This is a genomic window from Kitasatospora sp. NPDC036993, assembly GCF_055607525.1.
Map to the genome: position 1 here is coordinate 153,960 of NZ_JBVJRP010000014.1, position 16,493 is coordinate 170,452.

1 protein-coding gene is annotated in these 16,493 nt (G+C 77.4%); it reads left to right on the forward strand.

The genetic code is table 11. The features are described 5' to 3' along the window. Positions 1–13 precede the first annotated feature (13 nt). Positions 14–16,411 (forward strand): type I polyketide synthase, encoded by a 16,398-nt coding sequence (locus tag ACZ7C5_RS27875; protein WP_470323671.1) that lies wholly within the window; start codon positions 14–16, stop codon positions 16,409–16,411. Positions 16,412–16,493 lie beyond the last annotated feature (82 nt).

A 16,493-nucleotide genomic window follows, 5' to 3' on the forward strand; every position in this document is an offset into this window, starting at 1 on the left:
AGGGTTTCACCAGATGGTTGATAAGGATACGCTTCGCGATTATCTGAAGCGGGTCACCGCCGATCTGCACCGGACCAGGCAACGCCTGGCCGATTTCGAGGCGGCGGACTCCGAGCCGCTGGCGATCATCGGGATGAGCTGCCGGTTCCCCGGCGGTGTCCGTTCCCCGGAGGACCTCTGGCAACTGGTGGCCGACGGCGCCGACGCCATCGGCCCGTTCCCCGAGGACCGCGGCTGGGCCCTGGACCACCTCTTCGACGACGACCCCGACCGGGCCGCGACCAGCTATGTGCGCGAGGGCGGATTCGTCGCCGACGCCACCGGGTTCGACCCCGGGTTCTTCGACATCTCGCCGCGCGAGGCGCTGGCGATGGACCCGCAGCAGCGGTTGCTGCTCCAGGCGTGCTGGGAGGCCGTCGAGCGGGCCCGCCTCGACCCCACCTCGCTGCGCGGCGGCGACACCGGCGTGTTCGTCGGCGCCGGCGACCAGAAGTACAGCGCGCTGGTCGTCGGGGCGCCGAACGAGGGCGGCGAGGGCTACCTGCTCACCGGCGGCGCCAGCGCCGTCATCTCGGGCCGGGTCTCCTACGCGATGGGCCTGGAGGGCCCCGCGATCACGGTGGACACCGCCTGCTCCTCCTCGCTGGTCGCGCTCCACCTGGCCGCCCGCTCGGTCCGCCAGGGCGAGTGCTCGCTGGCGCTGGTCGCCGGCGTCACCGTGATGGCCACCCCCGGCGTGTTCACCGAGTTCAGCAAGCAGCGCGGACTGGCCGGGGACGGCCGCTGCAAGTCCTTCGCCGCCGCGGCCGACGGCACCGGCTGGTCCGAGGGCGTCGGCGTGCTCCTGGTCGAGCGGCTCTCCGAGGCCCGCCGGCTCGGGCACCCGGTGCTCGCCGTGGTGCGCGGCTCGGCGGCCAACCAGGACGGCGCCTCCAACGGGCTGACCGCCCCCAACGGCCCGTCCCAGCAGCGCGTCATCCTCCAGGCGCTGGCCAGTGCCAAGCTGTCCACCGGGGACGTGGACCTGGTCGAGGCGCACGGCACCGGCACCGAACTGGGCGACCCGATCGAGGCCCAGGCGCTGCTGGCCACCTACGGCCAGGGCCGCCCCGAAGGCCGGCCGCTGTGGCTCGGCTCGGTCAAGTCCAACATCGGGCACACCCAGGCCGCGGCCGGCGTGGCCAGTGTGATCAAGGCCGTGATGGCGCTGCGCCACGGCGTGCTGCCGGCCACCCTGCACGTGGACGAGCCGACCCCGCACGTCGACTGGTCGGCGGGCGCGGTGGAACTGCTCACCGAGGCCCGGCCCTGGCCGCGGGGCGCCGAGCCCCGCCGCGCCGGCGTCTCCTCCTTCGGCATCAGCGGCACCAACGCCCACATCATCCTGGAGGAGGCCGGCGAGCCCGAGGCGGAGCCCGAGTCCAGCCCGGCCACCGGTGAACTCCCGTTCGTCCTCGGCGCCAGGACCGACTCCGCGCTGCGCGGCCAGGCCGCGCGGCTGCGCGCCCTGCTGGCCGCCGACCCGGCGCTGCACCCGGCCGACCTCGGCCACTCGCTGGCCGTCACCCGCGCCGGGCTGAGCCACCGCGCGGTGGTGGTCGCCGCCGACCGCGCCGACCTGCTGGCCGGCCTCGCCGCCCTGGAGGACGGCACCGAGAGCGGCCGGGTGGTGCGCGGCGCCGCCCGCAAGAGCGGCAAGCTGGCCTTCCTGTTCACCGGCCAGGGCGCCCAGCGCGCCCGGATGGGCGCCGGACTGGCCGCCGCCCAGCCCGTGTTCGCCGAGGCCCTGGCCGAGGTGTGCGAGCGGCTCGACCCGCACTTCGACCCGCCGCTGCGCGCCGTGCTCGACGCCGAGCCCGGCACCGCGACCGCCGCACTGCTCGACGAGACCGCGTACACCCAGGCCGCGCTGTTCGCCGTCGAGGTGGCGCTGTTCCGGCTGGTGACCTCCCTCGGCGCGGCCCCCGACTACCTGCTCGGCCACTCGGTCGGCGAGGTGGCCGCCGCGCACGCCGCCGGGGTGCTCTCGCTGGACGACGCCTGCGCCCTGGTCGCCGCGCGCGGCCGGCTGATGCAGGCGATGCCCGCGGGCGGCGCGATGCTCGCCGTCGAGGCGGACGAGGCGCGGGTCCGCGAGGACCTGGCCGGCCTGGAGGCGCTGGTCGCCGTCGCCGCCGTCAACGGACCGGCCTCGGTGGTCGTCTCCGGGGACCGCGAGGCGGTGCTGGCACTCGCCGACACCTGGCGCGAACGCGGCCTGCGCACCCGGGAGTTGCGCGTCTCACACGCCTTCCACTCGCCGCACATGGACGGCATGCTGGCGGAGTTCCGCGAGGTCGTCGCGGGGCTCGCCTTCCGGCCGCCGGCCGTCCCGGTGGTCTCCGACCTCACCGGCGGGACCGCCACCGCCGAGCAGCTCGCCGACCCCGAGTACTGGGCCCGGCAGGTCCGCGAGGCCGTCAGGTTCGCCGACGGCGTCCTGCACCTCGACGCGCAGGGCGTCACCCGCTACCTCGAACTCGGGCCCGACGGCGTGCTCAGCGCCATGGCGCGGGAGAGCCTCGCGCACCGCGGGGACGGCGTCTTCCTGGCCCCGCTGCTGCGCCGCGACCGGCCCGAGCCGCAGAGCGCCACCACCGCGCTGGCCGGCCTGTACGCGCACGGCGTCGCGCTCGACTGGGCCGCCCTGTTCGGCGGCGGCCGGCTGCTGGACCTGCCGACCTACGCCTTCGAGACCGCGCCGTACTGGCCGAACACCGCCTCCTGGCGCGGCGACGTGGCGGCGGCCGGGCTGAGCGCCACCGGCCACCCGCTGATCGGCGCCGGGATCTCGCTGGCCGGCGGGGACGAACTGCTGTTCACCGCCCGGCTGTCCGCCGACTCCCACCCGTGGCTGGCCGACCACCGGGTGCACGGCCGGGTCCTCGTACCCGGCACCGCCTTCGTCGAACTCGCCGTCCACGCGGGCGACCAGGTCGGCTGCGGCGACCTCGACGAGCTCGTCCTGGAGGCCCCGCTGGCGCTCCCCGAGCGCGGCGCGGTGCAGGTCCAGGTGGCGGTCGGCGCCGCCGACCACGGCGGACGCCGCACCGTCACGGTGCACGCCCGCCCCGAGGAGCGGGCCGACGACGGCTGGCAGGACCGGCCCTGGACCCGGCACGCCACCGGCGTGCTCGCCCCCACCGACGAGGGCGCGGCGGCCGAGTCCGCCCCCGAGCCGTGGCTGCCCGCCGACGCCGTCGCGGCCGACCCGGACGCGCTCTACGAACTGCTGGACACGGCCGGCCTGGCGTACGGCCCGGCCTTCCGCGGCCTGACCGGCGCCTGGCGGCACGGTGACGCGATCCTGGTTGAGGCCGCGGCCGGCGATCCCGAGGACGCCCGCCGCTACGGCCTGCACCCGGCGCTGCTGGACGCCGTCCTGCACGCGCTCGCGGCCCGTCGGCCGGCCGCCGGGGGAGCCGGCGCCACCGCGCTCACCGCGGGGCTGCCGTTCTCCTGGACCGGGGTGGCGCTGCGCGCCTCGGGCGCGCCCGCCGTCCGGGCCAGGATCACCCCGCTGGGCGAGGACGCGCTCTCCCTGGCCGCCTGGGACGCCGACGGCCGGCCGGTCGTCACCGTCGAGCGCCTGGTGCTGCGCCCGGCCACGCCCACCGGGCCGTCCGCCGACGTGCCCGGGCTGTACCGGGTGGACTGGCGGCGCCCGACCGGTGACGGCGAGGTCGCCCTGCCGGCCGGCCTCGTGGTGCTGGAGGCCGGGGACGCCCTGGCCACGGCCGTCGACGAGGACGGCCGGGTGCCCGGCATCGTGGCGCTGCCCTGTGGGGGCGGCTCCGCGCAGGAGGCCGTCACCCGGGTGCTGACCGTGCTCCAGGACTGGCTGGCCGACGACCGGTTCGGCTACGCCCGCCTGGTGGTGCTCTCCCGCGACGCGGTCGCCGCCGCCCCCGGCGACCCGGTCGCCGACCCGGCCGGCGCGGCCGCCTGGGGCCTGGTGCGCACCGCGCAGACCGAGCACCCCGACCGCTTCGTCCTGCTGGACGTCCCCGCCGACGCACCGGTGCCGGCCGAAATGCTGGGCGAGCTGCTGGCCGAGGCCGTCGCCGTCTCCGTCGCGTTCGGTGAACCCCAACTGGCCCTGCGGGACGGCGAACTGATCGCCGCCCGGCTGGTCCGCGCCGCCGGGCCCGCCGCACTGCCGGCCCCGGCCGGCGCCGCGGCCTGGCGGCTGGACACCCGTGCCCCCGGCACCCTGGAGGCGCTCGAACTGCTGCCGGTCGACCCGGCCGCCCCGCTGCCCGCCGGCGCCGTGCGCCTCGGCGTCCGCGCGGCGGGCCTGAACTTCCGCGACGTCCTCGGCGCCCTCGGCATGTACCCGGGCGAGGTCGTGCTCGGCGGCGAGGCGGCCGGCGTGGTGCTGGAGGTCGGCCCCGAGGTCGCCGGACTCGAACCCGGCGACCGGGTGTTCGGGATCTGCCCGGCCTCCTTCGGCCCCGTCGCCGTCACCGACCACCGGCTGCTCGCGCCGATGCCCGAGGACTGGACGTTCGCCGAGGCGGCGGCCGTCCCGATCGCCTACGCCACCGCCTACTACGGCCTGGTCGACCTGGCCGGGCTGCGGGCCGGCGAGTCGGTGCTGATCCACGCCGCCGCGGGCGGCGTCGGCACCGCCGCCGTGCAGGTCGCCCGGCACCTGGGCGCCGAGGTCTTCGGCACCGCCAGCCCCGCCAAGTGGAAGGCGGTGCGCGCCCTGGGCGTCGCCGCCGACCGGATCGCCAACTCCCGGGACACCGGCTTCGCCCGCGCCTTCGCCGAGGCCACCGACGGCCGCGGCATGGACGTGGTGCTGGACGCGCTGGCCGGGGAGTTCGTCGACGCCTCGCTCGACCTGCTGCCGCGCGGCGGCCGCTTCCTGGAGATGGGCAAGACCGACATCCGCGACGCCGACGAGGTCGCCGCCCGCCACCCCGGCGTCCGCTACCAGGCCTTCGACCTGATCGAGGCCGGGCCCGAGCGGATCGGCGAGATCCTCGCCGCCCTGCTGGAACTGTTCAGGAGCGGCGAACTGCGGCTGCCGCCGCTGCGCGCCTGGGACCTGCGCACCGCCCCCGAGGCGTTCCGCCGGCTCAGCCAGGCCCGCCAGATCGGCAAGGTCGTCCTCACCGTGTCGCGCCCCCTCGACCCGGACGGCACGGTGCTGGTCACCGGCGGCACCGGCGGCCTCGGCCGGATGCTCGCCGAGCACCTGGTGACCGCCCACGGCGTCCGCCACCTCACCCTGCTCAGCCGCGGCGGCCCGGCCGCCGAGGGCGCCGCCGCCCTCACCGGGACGCTGGCCGGGTACGGCGCCCGGGCCGAGGTGATCGCCTGCGACGCCGCCGACCGGGCCGCGCTCGCGGAGGTGCTGGCCGGCCTCACCCGCCCGCTGACCGCGGTGTTCCACCTGGCCGGCGTGGTGGACGACGCCGTCGTCACCGGACTGACCCCGCAGCGCGCCGCCGCCGTGCTGCGCGCCAAGGCGGACACCGCCGCGCACCTGGACGAGCTGACCCGGCACGCCGACCTGGCCGCCTTCGTGCTCTTCTCCTCCGCCGCCGGCACCGTCGGCAGCGCCGGACAGGCCGGCTACGCCGCCGCCAACGCCTACCTGGACGCCCTCGCCCACCGCCGCCGCGCCGCCGGGCTGCCCGCCCTGTCGCTGGCCTGGGGCGCCTGGCAGGACACCGCCGGCATGACCAGCCGGCTCACCGAGGCCGAGCGCGAGCGGATCGGCGGCTCCGCCTTCCCGCCGCTCAGCCCGGAGCGCGGCCTCGCCGCGCTGGACGCGGCGCTCGCCCTGCCCCACCCGGCGCTGGTCCCCACCGAAGTGAACCAGGGCGTGCTGGCCGCGGCCGCGGGCGCGCTGCCGCCGATCCTGCGCGACCTGGTCCGCGGCGGCACCCGGCGCGTCTCCGGCGCCGACCCGGCCGCCGCCGGCTCGACCCTCGGCCGCCGGCTGGCCGGCCTCGGCGCCGACGACCGGGCGCGGCTGCTGCTGGACCAGGTGCGCGCCCAGGCGGCCGCCGTGCTCGGCTTCGCCGGGCCCGAACTGGTCGACCCGAACCGGGCGTTCAAGGAGCTGGGCGTCGACTCGCTGACCGCGGTCGAGCTGCGCAACCGGCTCTCCGCCGTCACCGGACTGCGGCTGTCCGCCACCCTGGTCTTCGACAACCCGACCCCGGTGCTGGTCGCCGAGGAACTGGGCCGCGAACTGCTCGGCGAGGCCGAGCCCGAGGCCGCCCCGCCCACCCCGGCCTCGGCGGCCGGCCCCGGCACGGCCGGGGACCCGCTGGCGATCATCGGCATGAGCTGCCGGCTGCCCGGCGGCGCCGACACCCCCGAGGCCCTGTGGCGGATCGTCAGCCAGGGCGTGGACGCGATGATCCCGGTGCCCGCCGACCGCGGCTGGGACCTGAGCGCCCTCCCCGAGGGCTTCGCCGACGGCCTCGACGGCGGCTTCGTCGAGGGCATGGCCGACTTCGACCCCGGCTTCTTCGGCATCAGCCCGCGCGAGGCGCTGGCCATGGACCCGCAGCAGCGGCTGCTGCTGGAGACGGCCTGGGAGGCGATCGAGAGCGCCGGGATCGACCCGGTCGCGCTGCACGGCAGCCCGACCGGCGTCTTCGTCGGCAACGCGACCACCGGCTACAGCGTCGGCGTCACCGAGGTGCCCGAGGGCATCGGCCCGCACCTGATGCTCGGCACCGCCGCCTCCGTCACCTCCGGCCGGGTCGCGTACACCCTCGGCCTGGAGGGCCCGGCGCTGTCCGTCGACACCGCCTGCTCCTCCTCGCTGGTGGCGCTGCACATGGCGGGCGAGGCGCTCGGGCGCGGCGACTGCTCGCTGGCCCTGGTCGGCGGCGTGACCCTGATGGTCGTGCCGACCATGTTCGTCGAGGGCACCCAGGGTGGCGCGGTCTCCACCGACGGCCGCTGCAAGGCCTTCGCCGCCGCCGCCGACGGCACCGGCTGGGGCGAGGGCGCCGGCATGCTGCTGGTCGAGCGGCTCTCCGACGCCCGCCGCAACGGCCACCGGGTGCTGGCCCTGGTCCGCGGCACCGCCGTCAACCACGACGGCGCCAGCAACGGACTGACCGCGCCCAACGGCCGGGCCCAGCAGAAGGTGATCCGGCAGGCGCTGGGCGCCGCCGGGCTCACCCCCGGGGACGTCGACGCCATCGAGGCGCACGGCACCGGCACCGAACTGGGCGACCCGATCGAGGCCCGGGCGCTCCAGGCGGTCTACGGCCGGGACCGGGACGCCGAACGGCCGGTCTGGCTCGGCTCGGTGAAGTCCAACATCGGGCACACCCAGGCCGCGGGCGGCGTCGCCGCGGTGATCAAGATGGTCCAGGCGATGCGGTACGACCTGCTGCCCGCGACCCTGCACGTCGACGAGCCGACCCCGCACGTGGACTGGTCGGCGGGCACCCTGCGGCTGCTCACCGAGGCGAGGCCGTGGCAGCGCGACGGCCGGCCCCGCCGGGCGGGCGTCTCCTCGTTCGGCATGAGCGGCACCAACGCCCACGTGATCCTGGAGGAGGCGCCGGAGCGGGCCGCGGTCCAGGCCCGGCCGGCCGAGCCGTCGCTGGCCGGAGCCCCCACCCCGTGGCTGCTGTCCGCCCGTGGCGGTGCCGCGCTGCGCTCCCAGGCCGCCCGGCTGCGCGAACACCTGGACACCAGGCCGGAATTGACGATCGATCAACTCGCGGGCGCGCTGGTCTCCGGGCGCTCGTCCTTCGACCACCGCGCGGTGCTGCTCGCCGAGGACCGGGAGTCCTTCGCCGAGCTGCTGACGGTGCTCGCCGAGGACGGCACGGCCGAGGGCCTGGTGCGCGGGACCGCCGCCGCCGGCGGCCGCACCGTGTTCGTCTTCCCCGGCCAGGGCACCCAGTGGGCCGGCATGGCCGCCGGACTGCTGGACTCCTCCGCGGTCTTCCGCGACTCCGTCCGCGCCTGCGACGAGGCACTGGCGCGGTACGCCGACTGGTCGGTGGAGGCCGTGCTGCGCGGCGCCGAGGACGCCCCGCCGATCGAGCGGCTGGACGTCGTCCAGCCGACGCTGTTCACCATGATGGTGTCGCTGGCGGCGCTCTGGCGCTCGCACGGCATCACCCCCGCCGCCGTGGTGGGGCACTCCCAGGGCGAGATCGCGGCGGCCCACGTCGCGGGCGCGCTCACGCTGGACGACGCGATGCGGATCGTCGCGCTGCGCAGCAAGCTGCTGCTGTCGCTCGCCGGACAGGGCGCGATGGCCTCGGTCGCGCTGCCCGAGGACGACGTGGCCGCCCGGATCGCGGACCGGCCCGGCGAGCTGCACATCGCCGCCGTCAACGGCCCGCGCTCGACCGTCGTGGCCGGCCCCCCGGAGCCGGTGGACGCCTTCGTCGAGGCGCTGGCCGCCGAGGACGTCCGGGTGCGCAAGGTCCGGGTCAACGGCGCCGGCCACTCACCGCAGGTCGAGCCGCTGCGCGAGGCGGTGCTGGAGGCCCTGGCCGGCATCGAGCCGCGGCCCGCCACCACCGCCTTCTACTCCACGGTGACCGGCGGCGCACTCGACCCCGCCGGGCTGGGCACCGCCTACTGGTACCGCAACATGCGCGAGCCGGTCCGGTTCGCCCACGCCGTCCGCTCCCTGCTGGACGACGGCTACCGCACCTTCGTCGAGTCCAGCCCGCACCCGGTGCTGGGCCCCGGCGTCCAGGAGGCGGCCGAGGAACTGCCCGGCACCGGCGACGTGACCGTGGTCGGCACGCTGCGCCGCGACGAGGGCGGCCCGGCGAAGTTCCTGCGCTCGCTCGCCGAGGCGCACGTCCACGGCGCCCGCCCGGACTGGTCCCCGGTCCTCGGCGGACTCCCGGCCACCCCCGTCGAGCTGCCCACCTACGCCTTCCAGCGGCAGCGCTACTGGCTCGACCTCCCGTCGGCGGCCGGCGCGGCCGCGGACGCCCTGCGCGACCCGGCCGAGGAGCGGTTCTGGGCGGCGGTCTCCGAGGCCGACCCGGCCGGGCTGGCCGAGGCGCTCGGCGTGGACGACCCGGCCGGCCGCGCCGCGCTGGCCGCCGCCGCGCCCGCGCTGCCGGTGCTCTCCTCCTGGCGGGCCCGCCGCAGGGACGGCTCGACCATCGACAACTGGCGCTACCGGCTGCGCTGGCGCCGGCTCGCCCGCGCCGAGGGGGCCGCGCTCTCCGGCACCTGGCTGCTGGTCACCCAGGACGGGGCGGACGACGAGGCCGCCGCGTTCTGCGCACGGGCGCTGAGCGAGCACGGCGCCCACGTGGTGACCGTCCCGCCCGCCGCCGACGACCCCTCGGGCACCGGCCTCACCGGGCGGATCGCCGAACTGGCCGCCGAGGCCGGGCCGGACGGGCCGAGCGGCGTGCTGTCCCTGCTGGCCCTGGACGAGGAGACCCACCCGGACCACCCGGTGCTCTCCCGCGGCCTGGCCCGCACCCTGCCCCTGGTGCAGGCCGTCGAGGCGGCCGGCGTCGCCGCCCCGCTCTGGCTCGTCACCAGGGGCGCGGTCTCGGTCGGCGCCGCCGACCCGCTGACCCGCCCCGAGCAGGCCGGCGCCTGGGGCCTCGGCCTGACCGCCGGGCTGGAACTGTCCGGCCGCCGGATCGGCCTGCTCGACCTCCCCGCCGAGCTGGACGAGCGCGCCGCGGCCCGGCTGGCCGCCGTCGCCGAGGGCCGCACCGCTGAGGACCAGGTGGCGCTGCGCGCCGCCGGACTGTTCGGCCGCCGGATGGTCAGGGCCCCGCGTGAGGACGCCCCGCACCCGGACGCCTGGCAGCCGCACGGCACCGTGCTGATCACCGGCGGGACCGGCGCGATCGGCGGCCACGTGGCCCGCTGGCTGGCCGGGGCCGGCGTCGAACGGCTGGTACTGGCCGGCCGGCGCGGACCGGCCGCCCCCGGCGCGGCGGCGCTCGCCGAGGAGCTCACCGGGCTCGGCGCCGAGGTCAGGATCGAGGCCGTGGACGTCGCCGACCGGACGGCCGTCGCCGCCCTGCTGGACGGGCTGCCCGAGCTGACCGCGGTCGTCCACGCGGCCGGCGTCGCCCAGAGCACCCCCGTCCTGGACACCGACGCCGCCGAACTGGCCGCCACCCTGGACGCCAAGGTCGCCGGCGCCGTCCACCTGCACGAACTCGCCGGGGAGGGGCTGGAGGCGTTCGTCCTGTTCTCCTCCGGCGCGGCCGTCTGGGGCGGCGCCGGACAGGCCGCCTACGCGGCCGCCAACGCCCGGCTGGACGCGCTCGCCCAGCACCGGCGCTCGCTCGGACAGCGCGCCACCTCGGTCGCCTGGGGCGGCTGGTCCGGCGGCGGCATGGCCACCGACGAGGCCGTGGCCGCCCTCGGCCGGCGCGGCCTCGCCCCGATGGACCCGCAGCTCGCCGTCACCGCGCTCGGCCAGGCACTGGCCGACGACGAGACCCTGCTGACCGTCGCCGACATCGACTGGGCGGCCTTCGCCCCGGCCTACGCCGCCGCCCGCGAGCGGCCGCTGATCGAGGAGGTACCCGAGGCGGCCGAGGCGCTCGCCGACGCGGGCCCCGACGGCGACGGCCCCGCGGCGGAGGGCGAGTTCGCCCGGAGCCTGGCCGCCCTGCCGCAGGGCGAGCGCGGCCGGGTCATCCTCGACCTGGTCCGCACCCACACCGCCGCCGTGCTCGGCTACCCCGGGCCCGGGGACGTCGAGCCCACCCGGGCGTTCCGCGAGGTCGGCCTGGACTCGATCATGGCGGTCGAGGTCCGCAACCGGCTGCGCACCGCCACCGGGCTGCGGCTGTCGGCCACCATGGTGTTCGACCACCCGACGCCGGCCGCCGTCGCCGACCACCTGGCCGCGCAGCTGCTCGGCACCCCGGCCGCCGCCGCCCCCGTGGCGGCGCAGGACGGCCCCCCGGCGGACGACGACCCGATCGCCATCGTCGGCATGGGCTGCCGCTTCCCCGGCGGCGTCCGCTCGCCCGAGGACCTGTGGCAGCTGGTCCTGACCGGGCAGGACGCGATCACCCCGTTCCCCGCCGACCGCGGCTGGGACCTCGACGCGCTCTACCACCCCGACCCGGACCGGTCCGGCACCTCCTACGTCCGCGAGGGCGGCTTCCTGGACGGCGCCGGCGACTTCGACGCCGAGTTCTTCGGCATCAGCCCGCGCGAGGCGATCACCCTCGACCCCCAGCAGCGCCTGCTGCTGGAGGCCGGCTGGGAGGCGCTGGAGCGGGCCAGGATCAACCCGGAGACGATCGTCGGCGCCAAGGCGGGCGTCTTCGTCGGCACCTCCTTCCAGGGCTACGGCGTGGACGCCCAGGCCGGCATCTCCGCCACGGAGGGCTTCTTCCTGGCCGGGACGGGCACCGCAGCGGTGTCCGGGCGGCTCGCGTACACGCTCGGCCTGGAGGGCCCCGCGGTCACCGTCGACACGGCCTGCTCCTCCTCGATGGTCGCCCTGCACCTCGCCTGGCAGGCGCTGCGCAACGGCGAGTGCACCCTCGCCCTGGCCGGCGGCGTGACCGTACTGCCCACCCCGGTCTCCTTCACCGAGTTCAGCCGCCAGCGAGGCCTGGCCCCGGACGGCCGGTGCAAGGCGTTCGCCGCCTCCGCCGACGGCACCAACTGGGGCGAGGGCGTCGGCGTGGTCGTCCTGGAGCGGCTCTCGCACGCCCGCCGCAACGGGCACCCGGTGCTCGCCCTGTACACCGGGTCCGCGACCAACCAGGACGGCGCCTCCAACGGCCTGACCGCGCCCAACGGGCCGTCCCAGCAGCGGGTGATCCGCCAGGCCCTGGCGGTCGCCGGCGCCGCCCCGACCGAGATCGACCTGGTCGAGGCGCACGGCACCGGCACCATGCTCGGCGACCCGATCGAGGCGCAGGCCGTGATCGCGACGTACGGCCAGGACCGCCCGGAGGACCGGCCGGTCTGGCTCGGCTCGCTGAAGTCCAACATCGGCCACACCCAGTCCGTCTCCGGCGTCGCCGGGGTGATCAAGACCGTGATGGCGCTGCGCGCCGGCGTCCTGCCGCCGACCCTGTTCGCCGAGGAGCCGACCCCGCACGTCGACTGGAGCGCGGGCCGGGTCGAGCTGCTGACCGAGGCCCGGCCCTGGCCGAGCACCGAGGGCCCGCGCCGGGCCGGCGTCTCCTCCTTCGGCGGGACCGGGACGAACGCCCACGCCGTCCTGGAGCAGGCCCCCGAGCCCGAGGACGAGCCGCGCGAGGCCCGTACGGCCGGGCCGCTGCCCTTCGTGCTCTCCGCGCGCGGCCCGCAGGCCCTGCGCGAGCAGGCCGGGCGGCTGCTGGCCCACCTCGACGAGGGACCGGGGACGGACCTCGGCGACCTCGCCTACTCGCTGGCCACCACCCGCACGCCGTTCCACGAGCGGGCCGTCCTGCTCGCCGCCGACCGGGCCGACCTGCGCGACGGCCTCGCCGCCCTGGCCGCCGGCCGGACCCCGGAGGACGCCCTGACCGGCTCCGCCGTGGACGGCCGCACCGTGTTCGTCTTCGCCGGCCAGGGCGCCCAGTGGGCCGGCATGGCCGCCGCCCTGATGGACTCCTCCGAGGTGTTCGCCGAGCGCATCGCCGCCTGCGACGAGGCGCTCGCCCCGTACACCGACTGGTCCCTGGTGGACGTGGTGCGCGGCGTCGAGGGAGCGGCCCCGCTGGAGCGGGTGGACGTGGTGCAGCCCGCCCTGTGGGCGATGATGGTCTCGCTCGCCGCGGTCTGGCGCTCCTGGGGCGTCGAACCGGACGCGGTGATCGGCCACTCGCAGGGCGAGATCGCGGCCGCCTGCGTGATCGGCGCGCTGTCGCTGGAGGACGCCGCCCGGGTGGTGGCCGTGCGCGGCCGGGTGCTCACCGGGCTGTCCGGCAAGGGCGGCATGGTCTCGGTCCTGCTGACCGCGGCCCGCACCGAGGAGCGGATCGCCCCCTGGGCGGGGCGGATCTCCGTCGCCGCCGTCAACGGGCCGACCTCCACCGTGGTCTCGGGCGAGACCGCGGCGCTGGAGGAGTTCTTCGCCGCCTGCGAGGCCGACGGGGTCAGGGCCCGCCGGATCGCCGTCGACTTCGCCTCCCACTCGGCCCAGATCGAGGAGGTCGAGGACCGGCTGGTCGGGGCGCTCGCCGGGATCACCCCGCGCTCCTCGGCGGTCTCGTTCTACTCCACCGCCCTCGGCCGCTGGATGGACTCCGCCGAACTGGACGCCGGCTACTGGTACCTCAACCTGCGCAACACGGTCGGCTTCGAGCAGGCCGTGCGCGCCGTCGCCAGCGAGGGCTACCGGCACTTCGTCGAGGCCAGCCCGCACCCGATGCACACCGTCGGCATCCAGGAGACCCTGGACGACCTGGACGACGCGGTCATCGGCGGCGGCGCCGTGGTCGGCTCGCTGCGCCGCGACCAGGGCGGCCTGGACCGGCTGTGGGCCTCCGCAGCGGAGGCCCATGTGCGCGGCCTGGCCGTCGACTGGGCGAAGCTGCTCGACGGCCTCGGCGCCCGCACCGTCGACCTGCCCACCTACGCCTTCCAGAGCAAGCGCTACTGGCTCGGCACCTCCGCCCCCGGCGCCGGCGGGGCCGACACCGCGGGGCTGGGCGCCACCGGGCACCCGCTGCTCGGCGCCGCCGCCGACCTGGCCGGGCTGGACGCCGTGCTGCTGACCGGCCGGCTCTCCCTCAGGTCCCAGTCCTGGCTGGCCGACCACGCGGTGCTCGGCACCGTGCTGCTGCCCGGCACCGCCTTCGTCGAGATCGCGGTCCAGGCCGGCGAGCAGGTCGGCTGCGGCTTCGTCGAGGAACTCACCCTGGCGGCCCCGCTGGTGCTGCCCGAGGACGGCGCGGTGCGCCTCCAGGCGGTCGTCCAGAGCCCGGACGCCGAGGGCCGCCGGATGCTGAGCGTCTACTCGCGACCGGAGGACGGCAGCGCCGCCGCCGGCACGGACGGCTGGACCCGGCACGCCACCGCCACCCTGGCACCGGAGGCGCCCGCCCCCGGCTTCGACCTCGCGCAGTGGCCGCCGCGGGACGCCGTCGAGATCGACCTCGGCGGCTTCTACGAGGACCTGGCCGCACGCGGCTACGCGTACGGGCCGGCCTTCCAGGGCATGCGCGCGGCCTGGCACCACGGCGGCGAGGTCTTCGCCGAGGTGACCCTGCCGGAGGCGGGCACGGACGGCGAGCGCTACGGCGTGCACCCGGCCCTGCTCGACGCGGCCCTGCACGGCATCGGGATGCTGCGGGCGCTGCGCGACTCCGAGCACGGCGCGCCGACCAGGGCCGAGCTGCCGTTCGCCTGGCGCGGCGTCGGCTGCCACCAGCGGGGCGTCACCTCGCTGCGGGTGCGCCTCGCCTTCGCCGAGACCGACGGCTTCACCCTGCAGACCGCGGACGGCACCGGACTGCCCGTCGCCTCGATCGAGGCGCTGGTCTCCCGGCCGGTGCCGGACGGCCTCGGCGCCGCCCCGGCGACCGGGCAGTCGCTGTTCCGGGTCGAGTGGACCGGGGCCGAACCGCCCGGGGAGCCCTGGGCGGGCCCGCTGCTGCTGGCCGGCGACGACCCGACCGGCCTGGCCGGCCGGCTCGCCGCCGCCGGGGCCGCGGTCGAGCACCACCCGGACCTCGCCGCGCTGGCGGCGGCCTTCCCCGAGGGCCAGGAGTCGGCGACCGTCCTGATGACGCCGCCCGGCACCGCCGACGGCGACCCGGCCGAGGCGGTCCGCACCGCCACCCACACCGCGCTGGCCCTGGCCCAGCAGTGGCTCGCCGAGGACGCCTTCGGCTCCTCCCGCCTCGTGCTGGTCACCCGGGGCGCCGTCGCGGCCGGACCGGACGAGACCCCCGGCGACCTCGCCGCCGCCGCGGCCTGGGGCCTGCTGAGGTCCGCCCAGTCCGAGCACCCCGGCCGGTTCGTCCTGGTCGACGAGGACGGGCACGACGGCACCGCCGCCGCGCTGCTCGCCGCGCTGGGCACCGAGGAGCCCCAGGCCGCGCTGCGCTCCGGCACCGTCCGCGTCCCGCGCCTCGCCCGCCTGGCCGTCCCCGCCGAGCGGGACGCCCCGGCCTTCGACCCCGACGGCACGGTGCTGATCACCGGCGGCACCGGCACCCTGGGCCAGGCGCTGGCCCGCCACCTGGTGACCGAACACGGCGTCCGGCACCTGGTGCTGACCAGCCGGCGCGGACCGCAGGCACCGGGAGCCGCCGAACTGACCGCCGAACTGGCCGGCCTGGGCGCGAGCGCCGAGATCGCGGCCTGCGACGTCGGCGACCGCGCGGCGGTGGCCGCCCTGCTGGCCGGCATCCCGCAGGGCGCCCCGCTGCGCACCATCGTGCACGCGGTCGGCGAACTGGACGACGGCGTGCTCGCCGCCCTCGACCCGCAGCGGGTCGACCGGGTCCTGCACGCCAAGGTCGGCGGCGCGCTGCACCTGGCCGAACTGACCCGAGGCACCGGCCTCACCGGCTTCCACCTGTTCTCCTCGGCGGCCGGCACCTTCGGCGGCGCCGGCCAGGCGAACTACGCCGCGGCCAACGCCTTCCTGGACGCCTTCGCCCAGGCCCGCAGGGCGGAGGGGCTCGACACGGTCTCCTTCGCGTGGGGCCCGTGGGCGCAGCCCACCGGGATGACCGGGAACCTGACCGAACTGGACGTCAACCGGGTGCGCCGGCTCGGGATGACGCCGATGACCACCGAGGAGGGCCTGGCCCTGTTCGACGCCGGCCTGGCCGGCGACCCGGCCGTGGTCGTCCCGATCAACCTGGACACCGCCGTCCTGCGGACCCAGGGCCTGCTGCCCCCGCTGCTGCGCGGCCTGATCCCGACGGCCGGGGCCCCTGGGGCGAGCGGGGCCGCGGCCCGGGACCCGCACCTGCCCCAGCGGCTGGCCGGCCTCTCCGACAAGGAGCGGCTGGAGACCCTGCTCGACCTGGTGCGCACCCAGGCCGCCACGGTGCTGGGCCACGACTCGGCGAGTTCGGTCGGCGCCGAGCGGGGCTTCCTGAAGGTCGGCATGGACTCGCTCACCGGGGTCGAGCTGCGCAACCGGCTGGCCCTGGCCACCGGGCTGCGGCTGCCGGCGACGCTGATCTTCGACCACCCCACGCCGCTGGACCTGGCGCTCTTCCTCCGGGACTCGCTGGCCCCGGCGCCCGCCGCCCCGGCCGCGAGCGCGCTGGAGGAGCTGGCCAGGTTCGAGGAGGTGCTGCGGAGCCTCGGCGCGGAGGTGCCGGAGCGGGCCGCCGTCGGCCGGAAGCTGCGCGAACTGGCCTCCCGGTTCGGCGAGTTCGGCAGCACCGACGGCGCGGTGAGCCTGGAGACGGCGAGCGCGGAGGAGCTGTTCCAGATCCTCGACCAGTCGCAGTGAGACCCGGGGGAGACGCCATGACGACCGAAGAAGACCTGCTGAAGTACCTGCGCCAGGCCACGGCCGCGCTCCAGGAGACCCG

Coding starts and splice junctions, on each gene's coding strand:
- ACZ7C5_RS27875 (WP_470323671.1), top strand. CDS start 14: ATGGTTGATAAGGATACGCTTCGCGATTATCTGAAGCGGGTCACCGCC.